The 13,003-nt window shown below is 58.4% G+C and carries 7 protein-coding genes and 1 tRNA gene; 2 read left to right on the top strand and 6 right to left on the bottom strand.

The genetic code is table 11. From position 1 onward, the window contains the following. Positions 1-30 precede the first annotated feature (30 nt). The gene (locus DA792_RS19200) at positions 31-3,609 is read right to left on the bottom strand and encodes a hydantoinase B/oxoprolinase family protein (RefSeq protein ID WP_107722119.1); all 3,579 of its coding nucleotides are present in this window, start codon (positions 3,607-3,609) and stop codon (positions 31-33) included. A 195-nt stretch (positions 3,610-3,804) separates the two neighbouring features. Here DA792_RS19200 and DA792_RS19195 point away from each other — a divergent pair. Beyond that, positions 3,805-3,881 (top strand) — tRNA-Met (locus DA792_RS19195). Between the two features lie 169 nt (positions 3,882-4,050). Further along, positions 4,051-6,786, top strand: coding sequence for a DUF2339 domain-containing protein (locus DA792_RS19190; RefSeq protein WP_159075324.1), 2,736 nt, complete (start codon positions 4,051-4,053; stop codon positions 6,784-6,786). Between the two features lie 25 nt (positions 6,787-6,811). Here the strand turns inward: DA792_RS19190 and DA792_RS19185 are convergent, their stop codons facing one another. The 5 genes from DA792_RS19185 to DA792_RS19165 all read right to left on the bottom strand — a co-directional run bounded on the left by DA792_RS19185 (position 6,812) and on the right by DA792_RS19165 (position 12,982). Further along, on the bottom strand, positions 6,812-7,822 hold the full coding sequence (locus tag DA792_RS19185) for an ABC transporter ATP-binding protein (protein WP_107722114.1): 1,011 nt from the start codon (positions 7,820-7,822) through the stop codon (positions 6,812-6,814). Further along, positions 7,822-9,108, bottom strand: a complete 1,287-nt coding sequence (locus DA792_RS19180; RefSeq protein WP_107722112.1) for an MGH1-like glycoside hydrolase domain-containing protein — start codon at positions 9,106-9,108, stop codon at positions 7,822-7,824. Before DA792_RS19180 ends, DA792_RS19185 begins: the two co-directional genes overlap by 1 nt. Next, positions 9,105-10,316: a carbohydrate ABC transporter permease gene (locus tag DA792_RS19175; protein WP_107722110.1), complete on the bottom strand. Its 1,212-nt coding sequence runs from the start codon at positions 10,314-10,316 to the stop codon at positions 9,105-9,107. Before DA792_RS19175 ends, DA792_RS19180 begins: the two co-directional genes overlap by 4 nt. Beyond that, positions 10,313-11,560, bottom strand: a complete 1,248-nt coding sequence (locus DA792_RS19170) for a carbohydrate ABC transporter permease (RefSeq protein ID WP_107722108.1) — start codon at positions 11,558-11,560, stop codon at positions 10,313-10,315. Before DA792_RS19170 ends, DA792_RS19175 begins: the two co-directional genes overlap by 4 nt. A 72-nt stretch (positions 11,561-11,632) precedes the next feature. Next, positions 11,633-12,982, bottom strand: a complete 1,350-nt coding sequence (locus tag DA792_RS19165; protein ID WP_107722106.1) for an ABC transporter substrate-binding protein — start codon at positions 12,980-12,982, stop codon at positions 11,633-11,635. Positions 12,983-13,003: the final 21 nt, after the last annotated feature.

Below are 13,003 nucleotides of genomic sequence, written 5' to 3'. Positions count from 1 at the left end.
ATTTGCACTGCAATGAAAACAGGGGCAGGGTTATTCTCCGAAGCCCCCGCCGCCCGGCGTTTCCATTCCGAATATCCCGCCTGTGGGCAGATCAATTTCATCATTGCCTTGCAAAGCGACACGCGTGCCATCGGGCCGTTCGGCCCAATTGCAGCCGACCTGCCCCGGTGCGCCACCCGCCACGCCAAAAGGCGGAATAACCCGATGCGAGGACAGCGTTGTCACGGTCACCGGCTCTAAAAATTGCATCCGCCGCACAGCGCCATTGCCGCCATGATGCGCACCTGCGCCGCCTGATCCCTGACGAATGGAAAATTCCAAAAGCCGGACCGGAAAGCGCGATTCCAACACTTCGGGGTCGGTCATCCGCGTGTTGGTCATATGGCTTTGCACCGCGTCGCAGCCATCAAAATTCGGGCCCGCGCCGGTGCCGCCCGCGATGGTTTCGTAGTTCTGAAACCGCGCATTGCCCCAGACGAAATTGTTCATCGTGCCTTGTGATCCGGCGATCACGCCAAGCGCCCCAAACAGCGCGTTGCAGGCGGCTTGTGACACTTCGGTATTGCCGGCAATCACGGCGGCGGGGGGGCGCGGGTTGAGCATGGAGCCTTCGGGCACCTTGATCGTCAGCGGCGTCAAGCAGCCCTCATTGAGCGGGATATTTTTGCCCACCAGCGTGCGGAAGACATAGAGCACCACGGCGCGTGAAATCGACAGGGGGGCGTTGAAGTTGCCGTCTTGTTGCGGCGAGGTTCCGGTGAAGTCGACGGTGGCTGAGCGGGTGTCACGATCGACCGTGATGGCCACTTGGATCTGCGCGCCGTTGTCCATCGGGTAGGTGAATGTGCAGTCCGAAAGCCGGTCAATCACGGCGCGGACCGAGGCTTCGGCATTGTCTTGGACATGCTGCATATAGGCGGTGACGGTGGCCCCGCCGTAGCGCGCGATCACCCCGATCAAGGCACGCTTCCCGGTTTCATTGGCGGCGACTTGGGCCTGAAGGTCGGCGATGTTTTGATCCATATTGCGCGCGGGATAGCGGCCAGAGGCCAAGATTTCGCGCAGATGCGCCTCCTGGAACACACCGTCTTTGAGCAGGCGCATGTTTTCAATCACGACGCCCTCGTCTTCGAGACTGCGACTGTCGGGCGGCATTGAGCCGGGGGTACGCCCGCCGACATCGGCATGGTGCCCGCGCGAGCCGAGCCAAAACGCGGGTTTACCCTCCAAGAACACCGGCGTGACCACAGTGATATCAGGCAAATGGGTGCCGCCCCGATAGGGGGAGTTGAGCACGAAAGCATCGCCCTCTGCCACATCCGGATTCAGCCGCATGACGGTTTGGATGCTGTCGGACATCGACCCCAAATGCACCGGAACATGTGGCGCATTGGCGACCAAATGGCCCTGCGCGTCAAAGATGGCGCAGGAGAAATCAAAGCGCTCTTTGATGTTCACCGACCACGCCGTGTTGGCCAAGGTCGCGCCCATTTGATCGGCCACAGACATGAACAAATTCGACATGACTTCAAGCAGGATCGGATCGGCATCCGTGCCCATGGCCGCGACGCGTTCGGCGGCCGTGTCGCGGGTCAAAATGAGGTTGCCGAACTGATCCAAACGCGCCGACCAACCGGGTTCGACGAGATTGGTGCCGGTCGGTTCCGCGACGATGGCCGGGCCAAAGATGACGCTGTCTTGCGGCAAAGCCTGGCGATCATATAACGGCACCGCGCCCCAGCCTTCGGCGCGGACCATCACACGGGCCTTGGCTCTGACCTCGCCTGTCGGCATGGGACAGGCTGTGGGCGCTTCCCCGGTGCCACCGATGGCTTCGACCGCGATCATATCGAGGATCAGATCACGCCCCGGAGGCGCAAAGCCAAAGCGGGATGTATGCGCGTCTTCAAAGGCTTGCGACATATCCGATGCAGCGCCAAACGGCACATCAAGGGTTTGATGCGAGCCCGTGTAGCGCAGATGCGCCCGGGTGAGGATGCGGATATTCGCGAGACCTTGGGCAGCAACTTCGGCCTCTGCCTCGGCCTGCAACCGCGCGGCTATAACCTCTGCCGGAGCAAGGTTCGAGAGCGGGCAATCGGCCTGTGCCTCGCGCAGGGCGCGGATGTCGGCCAAGCCCATGCCATAGGCGGACAACACGCCCGCAAGCGGGTGGATCAGCACCCGCGTCATGCCCAAAGCATCGGCGACCAAACAGGCGTGTTGCCCCCCTGCGCCGCCGAAACATTGCAAGGTATAATCGCTAAGATCATGGCCGCGCTCGACCGAGATTTTCTTGATCGCGTTGGCCATATTATCGACCGCAATTTTGAGAAACCCTTCGGCAACCTGTTCTGGGCCAAGCGACTGTCCGGTGGCGGCGTTGATTTCTTGGGTCAGGGCCGCAAAGCCCCGTTGAGTGGCCGCCAGATCCAGCGGCTCGTTGCCGTCAGGGCCAAAGACAGACGGAAAATGATCGGGCGACAGCTTGCCCAAAAACACATTGCAATCGGTCACCGTAAGCGGTCCGCCACGACGATAGGAGGCGGGACCGGGATCGGCCCCCGCCGACTCTGGTCCGACCTGAAACCGCCCATCGCGGAAGGTACAGATCGAGCCACCGCCCGCCGCAACCGTGTGAATGTCCATCATCGGCGCGCGCATCCGCACGCCTGCAACTTCGGTCTCAAACGAGCGTTCATACAGCCCCGCGTAATGGGACACATCGGTGGAGGTGCCGCCCATATCAAAGCCGATAAGACGGTCAAACCCCGCCGCCTCACCCGTGCGCACCATGCCAACAATCCCCCCTGCCGGACCGGACAAAATGGCATCACGGCCTTGGAACAGCGCAGCATCCGTCAGGCCGCCGTTGGATTGCATGAACAACAGCCGTTCACAGGCGTGGCCCAAGGAAAGTGCCGATGCGACCTGATCGACGTAGCGGCGCAGGATGGGGGAGAGATAGGCATCAACCACAGTGGTGTCGCCGCGCGAAACCAGTTTGGCGAGGCGGGACACATCGTGAGAAGTGGAGATTTGGGTGTAGCCGATGGCGTGCGCGATTTCGGCCACGCGGGCCTCGTGATCAGGGTTCAAATATGCGTGCAAAAAGGCGATGGCGACCGCACGCAGACCTGCGTCATAGCCCGCTTGCAGCGTGGCGCGCGTCCCCTCTTCGTCCAGCGGCATGACCACGCCGCCATCGGCATTCAGACGTTCGCGAACCTCGGCCACCTGTTCATACAAAAGATCGGGCCGCTTGATATGAAGGGCAAAGAGATCGGGCCGGGTTTGATAGCCGATCCGCAGAAGGTCACGGAACCCTTCGGTCATAAGGAGCAAAACCCGCTCGCCTTTGCGCTCCAAAAGCGCGTTGGTGGCAACGGTTGTGCCCATTTTGACGGCGCGAATGCAGCCCTGAGGGATCGCATCATGCGCACTCAGCCCAAGCAGATCGCGAATGCCCTGTTCCGCCGCATCGACATAGCGTTCGGGATTGTTGGACAGCAGCTTATGGGTGTGCAATGTTCCATCTGGCGCGCGTCCGACCACATCGGTAAACGTGCCGCCGCGATCAATCCAAAATTCCCACTGTGCCGCGCCCATTCGTAGAAACCCCACCCTGATTGTCGTCCTATGGGCGAACCTATTGGATCATCTCCCAAGCAACAAGCCGACAGCGCAACAGCCCCCCACAGGCCGCAAAAATCAGATCGGGATTGGAATGCACAATTTGTTCGGGATCAGGCGCAATTTCCCTCTTGACCCCCTGCGCCCGACCGACTAACTACGCGGCACTTCGGCGGTGTAGCTCAGTTGGTTAGAGCAGCGGAATCATAATCCGCGTGTCCGGGGTTCGAGTCCCTGCACCGCCACCATCCCTCCCATGCCAAAACCAACATCAACTGCCCAAGAGCATATGGGCTGGTGCTCATATTGCGACACAGGGCAAAGCCCGCCCCGTCAGTTTGACCACCCTCTGGCCTAGACTTTCATCAAAAGCTCTGCTCAAACACTCTGATATTTTTCATTATGTGGAATGGGTCTTTGGAAGCGCTGTTTGTTATTCTCGCTGTTTTGGTTGCCGCAACGCCGATCGCCGTTATTTATCTGTTGATTTCGAACGCCAATTTGAAAGAGCGCCTCGCAACGCTCGAAAAACGGGTCCTCACAGGCGAGCAAACCACCCCTGTGCAGGCCACAGCCGCTCCCCGTGACCTTGCGTACACGGCCTCAAATATCCCACAGGTTGCCCAAAAACCCGGCGAGCACAAACCGGAATCCGCAGCGCTCGACATGCCTTCACACGCAGCGGCCACCACAGCCCAAGGTCCGGCTGAACCGACACCCGAAGCCCCCTCTCAAGCTGTCGTCTTTAACGCGGACAACGTTCAGGCTTTGGTCACATGGGTGACGAAGAACTGGTTCTACGTGGCCTCGGCCTTATCCTTGGCTTTGGCCGGTATTTTCCTTGTGATCTACAGTGTGGAACAGGGCCTTTTGCCGCCCGCCGTGCGGATCACCGCCGCCTTTGTGTTTGGTGGCGCTTTGGTCGCAGCCGGTGAATATATTCGCCGACGTCACGGCGATGATGAAAGCAGTAGCACCGCCTATTTGCCATCGACATTCTCGGGCGCGGGGATTGTTACGCTCTTTGCCTGCGTGCTTGCCGCCCGCCTGCTGTACAATTTTATCGGGCCAGAAATGGCGCTGATTGGCATGGCAATCGTTGGGGCTTTGGCGCTGATTTTGGGGTGGTTCTACGGGCCGTTTTTGGCCGCTGTCGGTGTGATTGGGGCGATGATCGCGCCCTTCATCATCGGCGGGGCCTCTGATACGCCATCCTTCTTGTTGCTGTATTTCTTCATCATTACCGCCGTTGGACTGTCCATTGACACTCTGCGCCGTTGGGCATGGGTCTCGGTCATCTCCCTGGTTGCGGGCTTTGGCGCGGGCACGATGTTGATGCTCGCAGCCGGTTGGCCAGCGCCGCTCTACTTCACGATGTACAGCACAGTCTTGGCGTTGATCGCGATTGCGATCCCAGTACGCAAATGGATGCCAGACCACGCCGGAACCCTGCTCAGCTTGACCGTGTTCTCCAAAGACGCCGACATCGCATGGCCCGAATTTCCGGTGCGGCTTGCGGGCGGTTCGGTCCTCGCGGCAAGCGGCCTCATTCTCTTTACCACATTTGAAACAACCCATGCCGATCTGTTTTGGACGGCTGTGGCGATGCTGTCCCTGCTCACGCTCGCGATCCTGGTGTGGGCCCGCAAAGCCACAGCACTTGTAGATTTGGCCATTCTGCCCGCAGGGGCGTTGGTTGCGATTGTCGCCTCGGGCGCGCCGCTGTGGCAAGTGTCGCAAGACTTAGGCTCTGATTTCCAAGCGCCGCAAATGTCCCTGATGGCCAGTATCATCGTGGCCATCGGGCTTTTGCTGTCCATCGCTGGCGCGTGGCGATCGCTGCAAAACGGTCCGGCGCAAATGTTTGTCGCTTTGGGGGCCGCAACTTTGGCCCCCGCTTTGGCCATCGCAATGGAGGTGTTCTGGCACCCCGCGGACAACCTGGGCAGCTATGCTTGGGCCCTTCACGCGATGATCATTGGCGCGGTTATGGTCGGCATGGCGGAACGGTTTGCCCACGCTGACGTCCCCGCGCACCGCGAGCGCATGTCCTTTGCCATCCTCTCCGCCTTGGCCTGTATCGCCTTTGCGATGATCATTATGTTCAGCTCCAGCGCCTTGACCACCGCCATCGCCCTGACGATTGTGGCGGCGGCCTGGCTGGACCGGAAATTCAACCTGCCGCTGATGAGCCTTTATATGCTCGCGGGCGTTGTCTTTGTTGGCTATCGGCTGGTGGTTGATCCGGGCAAAGACTGGGCAATTGAGGCCCCGCTTGCGGATATGCTGTTGTCCCATGGCGGTGCGGTTGTGGCCTTTGCTGTGTCCTATGTTTTGGTGAAAGCCGCACAGCGTCAAAACGCCATGATCCTGTTGGAAAGCGCCGTGTTTTCCTCTCTCGGCATCCTTGTCTCGATCCTGCTCTATCGCGCCATTGTCAGCCTGAGCGGCGTGAATGATGTGGACAGCCATTGGGCCTTTGGCATCGGCGCGACGATTTGGATCGTGTTGGGTATGGCGCAACTGCACCGGGTGCAAATCGGCGGGGCTTTTGCCATGGTTCGTCTCGGCCTTGGGAGCCTCTTTGTGTTGCTCGGCGGCTTCCTTGTCCTGCTGGCAATCACCGTTTCAAACCCGCTGTTCGGCTCCTATTCCAACCTCATTTTGGGACCGAAAATTTTCAACACGCTGATCCCGGCCTACCTATTGCCAGCTCTCGCCCTCGGCGCCGGAGCATGGCGGTTGCGCGCGATTTCAAAGCCACAAAAGATGGCATTTCTTGGTGCCGCTTTGGCCCTTACCGGGCTGTGGTTGGTTCTGACGATCCGCCATTTCTGGCGCGGTGCCACGGGCATGGAATGGCCTGGAATGGATCAACCAGAACTCTACAGCTACACTGTTGCGTTGCTGGTGATCGGCGCGGGCGTATTTTATCAATCCCTCGCCCGCCCCAACGCCATGCTCCGCAAAATCGGATTGGTGTTCATCGGTCTCGCCGTGGCAAAGGTTTTCTTCTTGGACATCAGCGGCCTCGGGGGCCTTATCCGCATCTTCTCATTGCTGTTCTTGGGACTTGCCTTGGCGGGTCTGGCCTGGCTCAATCGCTGGGCGGCAGCGCGCACCGAGATCGCCCCTCTCGCCAGAGACGAGTAGGGGCGGCGTCACCGGCGCGGGCCCCTTAGCGAATGGCAAGCCCGTCTGCGTCAAACAGATGGGTGCGGCCTTCGGCGAATTTCAGGCCAACCTTTTCGCCCGGTTGATGCGCCGCATCGCCCAGATCGCGGATGGTCATTTGGCCCGCGCCGTTTTCTGCGTCGATGATGACATAGGTATCGGCCCCCAGATATTCGACCACATCGACCACACCGTCGAGGTCGCCCTGCCCTTCGGGTACAACGGTGATGTGCTCAGGGCGCACGCCGAAATCTTTGGCCGCATCGCCACGACCAACGGCGGTGGCCGGGATCACGTTCATTTTGGGTGATCCGATGAATTGCGCCACAAACAGATTGCCGGGACGTTCATAAAGTTCCTTGGGTGAACCAACCTGCGCAATTTTACCCGCCTCCAAGACAACGATGCGGTCGGCCAAAGTCATGGCTTCAACCTGATCATGGGTCACATAAATCATCGTTGAGGCCAGTGAGCGGTGCAATTTCGCAAGCTCGTAGCGCATCTCAACCCGAAGGGCGGCATCCAGATTTGACAATGGTTCATCAAACAAAAATGCGGTTGGGTCGCGCACGATGGACCGCCCGATGGCAACACGTTGACGTTGACCGCCGGAGAGGTCTTTGGGCCGTCGATCCATATAATCGGTGAGCTTGAGCACATGTGCCGCTTCATCGACCTTTTGGGCAATCACCTCTTTCGATTCACCCGCCGCTTTGAGTGCAAAGCCGACGTTGTCACGCACCGACATATGCGGATACAGCGCGTAAGATTGAAACACCATGGCCAGGCCGCGTTTAGAGGGGGGCTCCGATGTGGCATCGCGATCACCAACAAAGATCTTGCCGCGAGACGTTTCCTCCAATCCCGCGATCATCCGCAACAGGGTGGATTTTCCGCATCCCGACGGGCCGACGAAGATGATGAATTCACCCTCCTCGATCTTTAGATCAACGCCTTTGATCACCTGAACATTGCCGAACCATTTTTCGACGGCCTGAAGTTCGATGCTTGCCATTACTCTGTCTCCTTGCCTGCCGTTTGCGCCGCCGTACGGCCTTTACCGCACCACGTCAGCCAAATCGCGGCGGTCCAGCCAAAGGACGCGCCGCCACAGGGTGTGCCGTCGAGCGGGTCATAATATTCCCAAAATCCGCCCGCCTCGATCAAAGCAGCGGTCTCATTGCGCAGGCGTGTTTCGGCCTCATTGCGCCCCATGTCTGTTAGCCCCATGGCGATCAAGGAATTGACCACCGGCCATGTCGGACCCCGCCAATAGCGCCGTGGATCAAAGCGTTCGGACTCCGGGTCGGCGGAGGGCACACCAAAGCTCACCTTGTCCCAAATCCGCGCAAAATGCGCATCCAAGGCCGGTCGAGACACCCCCGCAAAATAGGCCAAGAACGCCCCCGACCCGAGCACATTGGCATAGTCGCCCGTACGCAAATCATAGGCGTCAAACCAGCCTTTTTCCACGTTCCAAAGTTTCGAGATCCCATCTCGAAGCTGGCCTTGTTGAGCGCTCAATTCGGCGGTGTCTTCGCCCAAGATGCGGCCAATCTCGATCAAATCCATGAAGGCACGCAACAGCACGAAACTGATGCCGGGATCCGCCATCAAAAACGGCCCATTTTCATACATCGCGCGATCATCCCAGTTGACCGAACGGCCAAAGGCCAAGATCGCGAGATAGCGGTCATAATCCCATTTCAACGGGCGCTCGTCGGCGTTCACATGCCCCGTGTCGCGCCGAGTGTAAGGATCGTCCTCATTGATCTGCACCCCTTCCATGCCAATGTCCCAATCCGGACAATTGTCGCGCCCGGATTCCCACGGATGGATGATCGCCACAGGGCCATCTTTGCACCGCTCGCGTATCCACCAATCATGCCACGCGACCAGCTTTGGGTAGAGGGTTTTGAGATGCGGCAGGCCCGCCTCGGGGTCCATTTCATAGAGTTTCAAAATCAATGTGGCGGCGACCGGCGGCTGGGAAATGCCCGAGGTGGGCGGCGTATGTGTTGCGCCCCACACGCCAGGGCCCGGAAAGTAATCCGGGTCGGGGTTGTGGAAAATGATATGCGGGACCATGCCGGTATCCCATTGAGAGGCAAACAAAAGATCGACCTCTTGCCACGCGCGCACCATATCAAACGTGCCGTAGCCCCAAGCGGAAAACATGCTGTCCCAATTCCATTGATAAGGGTAAAGCCGCGCCGTTGGGATGGTGTAGCCGCCGCGATCATTGCCCAAAAGGACATCGCGCGCCGCTTGATCAAGGGGGTTTTCGATTGCCGATGTCATCCTTTGACACTCCCTGCCGTCAGGCCTTTGGTCATGAATTTCTCTAAGCCCAAAAACAGCGCCATAATCGGCACCGTGGCGATGACCGACCCGGCCATCAAGTGTTGGCGCGGAATTTCAGACGAGTTGAGCGAGGCGATGCCGCGTGTCAGGGTGAATTTTGACGGATCATCCAAGAGCATGAAGGCCAAAAGAAATTCGTTCCACGCGATCATAAAGACGTAAAGCGAGACCGAAGCGAGCGCGGGCAGCGAGAGCGGTAGGGTGATTTTCCAAATCACTTGAAGCCGTGACAGACCGTCCATCAACCCCGCCTCTTCGATTTCTGCGGGCAGGCCGCGAAAGTAGCCTTGCAACATATAAAGCGCCACGGGGATGGTCGTGACCGGATAGATCATCACGATGCCCGTGATCGAATTGCGCAGGCCCATCATCGAAAAGGCGATGTAGATCGGCAGCGCCAAAACGATCATTGGCACCATATAAATCAATAAGATAGATCGCGAAAATGCCACTTGACCACGAAACCTGAGCCGCGCCACGGCATAGGCACCGGGGATGGCAAAGGCCAAGGTGATCAGGACCGTGAGCACAGAAATGTAAAACGAGGTCCACATATAGGAGCCGAAATTGAACTCTGTCATCAGCTCGTAATAGGAGCGAAACAGGCCCCAGCCTTGTGACAGGTCAATCGAGAAATCGAGCGGGTTTTGCATCAGCTGCGATTGGTTTTTGAGGCTGGTCATCACCATCACATAGAAGGGAATAACGACGATAGCGGTGAAGAAAATATAGCCAAACCCTTTGAGCGCCATGATGACGGCACCCTCGAATTCATGCCGCGTGAGCGTCCCCATGGGCAGGTCTTCGACAAAACGCACCATCGGCCAACCGATCCCGACGCCCAAGAATAGCGCCGCAGCCAACCGCGCAATCAAAGAGACATTTCCGGTCAAAACCGGGCCGATTCCAAGGCTCAGTGCGGCAAAATAAATAATGCAGAGGACCGGGACGATAACACGCATGTGACCCCGCCCAACCAACGCAAAGCCGGTCAGCCCACCAAAGAGCAACGACCACATCAATGATGGGCGAAACGCCTCACCCGTGGCAAAACTCATCGCCACAGCGACGGTGACGGCCAATATAAAGGTCCATAGTGCCCCCAAAATCGGGCCGGTGAGATAGCCAAACCGGAGCATCTTCATAGCCCTTCCTCCCGAGACATGACTTTAAAAAAGAACACGGAAAACAACAGAAGACAGGCGAAAATCACCACGGCAACCGCCGCCCCCGCACCGATGTTGGACACGGCAAAGGCCTGTTCATAGACATTGACGGTCAAAACCCGTGTGCCGGCGTTGCCGCCAGTCAAAAGGAAAATGTCGTCGAATTTGTTGAAGGTCCAGATGAAGCGCAACAGGAACAGCACCGATAGAATGCCCAAAAGTTGCGGCATCGACAGATACCAAAATTGTTGAAACGGCGAGGCCCCGTCCATGTCAGCGGCCTCATACATATCGGTCGGAATGGATTGCATCCGCGCCAAAATGAACAGGAACGACAGCGGGAAATAGCGCCAAATCTCAAACAAAGTGACCATGATCAGCGCCAAAGGCCGCTCGCCAAAGAAGTTGATCGCGCCCTCCGTGACTCCCATTTGGATCAAAAGCGCATTGGCGGACCCAGAGAACGGATCAAACAAGAGGATCCACGCAAAGGCCACGGCGATGACGGGCGCGACATAGGGGAACAGGTACAGGCCACGCAAAATGCCTTGTCCGCGAAACGAATGATTGAGCAAGAGAGAGGCGAACAGCCCCATAATCATCGCGCCCAATGTGCCAAAGATGGTGTAAAATAGGGTCACACCCAACACAGACCAGAACTCGCCACCATCAAATACGGATACAAAGTTCTTCAACGTGAAGTTGCCATTGGTGAGCACAAAAGATGCCTTGCCATCGACGTTGACGACGCTGGCCTCGACGTCGGTGGCTTGGTCAAAAAATGCCTGATCGGTCACCACGGGGATCGTCAATGTGTCACGAAACCCGCCCTCCCAATCACCCAAGTCACAGCGCAGCATCGCATCCGAAATCGTGCAGCGCGGATCAAGATCACCCGCAAGGCTCAGACCCACAGGCCAGCTATCGGTCAGCGTGACCCCGGTGATTTCAGATTTCGGAGAGGAGTTGCGCAAACGGTAGCGCAGCGTCGCCTCATCGCCCGCCACACTGGGTTTGCCGCGCAAATCCTCGCGCACAATGGGGTCCGGCGCGCGCAAATCAGAGAGCGAGACGGGTTTGACCGAAATCCAGAAAATCGCCAAAAGCGGCAGGATCACCACAAGAGAAACGGCGGTGATGGTTGGAGCCAAAAGCCCCCAAGCAAGGCGCGCCTCGGTCCGAGCCAATGGCCCGGCCCCGCGCGGAGGTCCGATGTCCGACATGGTGTCACCCCGTGTCCGGTGTAAGAAAAAGCGGGGCGATCCTACCGCCCCGCAGGAGAGCAAAGAGGGCGCTTATTCGATTGCGCCAAGCTCTTTATTCATCTCCGCCACGGCGGTGGCTGCATCAACTTTGCCGTCGATATATTCGCGCACAACGCGGTTGATGACCTGAGAGTTGATCATTTTGGACGCCAATGCGAGCTGGCCGTCTTTGACGCCCCACCGCTGCGCCACATCCAAACCGCCGACGATTTCGTCGATCATGTCTTGCGCATAAAGCTCACCCAAGGGGGCTTTGCGATCGACGCCAACCGGGAGTTCCGCCCAGGCCTTGGAAAACGCTTCCGGATCTTCGGCATTGCCGCGCCGCACCGGGAATTTTCCTTCGGGCGCGATCGACAGGGTCTGGGTGTAGCCCTCGTCCATCGAATATTTTACGAACTCTTCCGCCGCGTCGGTGGACGCATCTGAGGTGATGCCGAAATACCGAATGTCACCCCATGCCGCGCCATCGGGATTGGACGGGCCGGAAAAGGTGGTGACGATACCGGTTTTAGAGGCCAATTCCGGCGATGTTGGGTCATCGTTGATCGTGGGCGGGGCGCTGTCGCGCAGGCCTGCGAGTTCATCAAGGATAAACGGCGACCAGATGATCATCGCGGCATTGCCCGAGAAATACAGCGTGCGCGATTGATCCCAATAGAGATCGCCCGGAGGCGATGCATCCGCAATGGCTTTATAAAAATCAAGCACTTCTGTGGTTTTCGCGACATCAAGCGGCTTGAACCCATCGGGACCAACGGGGCTCACGCCATTGGCCAAAAACACATGTTCGAGCACCTGAGACATAAAGTTTTCGTCGACCTTGGTCGCGGCAACAAAGCCATACATTTCGGGCGGATTGTGCAATTTGGCCAAAGCGGCCTCAACTGCGGCATAAGACGTCGGCGCGGCAAGTCCCGCCGCGTCAAACAGGTCTTTGCGGTAGATGATCATCTGGGTCCAACCATCGACCGGAACGGAGGCATAGCCATCGTCAATCGCCGCCATTGCGAGCGCACCGGGGGCAAATGTATCGACACCCAACTCTTCGATCACGTCGGCGGCCGCGTCTGTATCAAGAATGCCGGCCTCGGCCCAAGGCAGCGCGTATTGCAACGGGTGGTAAATCACATCCGGCAAATCGCCCGCAGCAAACGCCGCGGTCGCACGGGTGCCGAGATCGGATTCGGTGACCGGGATCACCTCGACCGTGTGGCCGGTTTTGGCCTCAAAATCTGCGGCCATCGCCTCTTGCCGGGCCAAACGCTCGGGCTGTTCTTCGGTGGTCCAAAACCGCAGCGTATCGGCGGATGCGCCGAGGCTGGACAATGCCAAGGCGGTGGCCGCCGTTGTCATAAGTGTCAGTTTGGTAAGTCGCATGTCTCTCTCCCTAGATGAGTT

The organism is Celeribacter baekdonensis (genome assembly GCF_003047105.1).
GTDB lineage: Bacteria > Pseudomonadota > Alphaproteobacteria > Rhodobacterales > Rhodobacteraceae > Celeribacter > Celeribacter baekdonensis_B.
The sequence above is the reverse complement of the archived record's forward strand: the minus strand, read 5'-3'. Positions and strand labels throughout refer to the sequence as shown.

Coding starts and splice junctions, on each gene's coding strand:
- DA792_RS19200 (WP_107722119.1), bottom strand. CDS start 3,609: ATGGGCGCGGCACAGTGGGAATTTTGGATTGATCGCGGCGGCACGTTT.
- DA792_RS19170 (WP_107722108.1), bottom strand. CDS start 11,560: ATGTCGGACATCGGACCTCCGCGCGGGGCCGGGCCATTGGCTCGGACC.
- DA792_RS19175 (WP_107722110.1), bottom strand. CDS start 10,316: ATGAAGATGCTCCGGTTTGGCTATCTCACCGGCCCGATTTTGGGGGCA.
- DA792_RS19165 (WP_107722106.1), bottom strand. CDS start 12,982: ATGCGACTTACCAAACTGACACTTATGACAACGGCGGCCACCGCCTTG.
- DA792_RS19185 (WP_107722114.1), bottom strand. CDS start 7,822: ATGGCAAGCATCGAACTTCAGGCCGTCGAAAAATGGTTCGGCAATGTT.
- DA792_RS19180 (WP_107722112.1), bottom strand. CDS start 9,108: ATGACATCGGCAATCGAAAACCCCCTTGATCAAGCGGCGCGCGATGTC.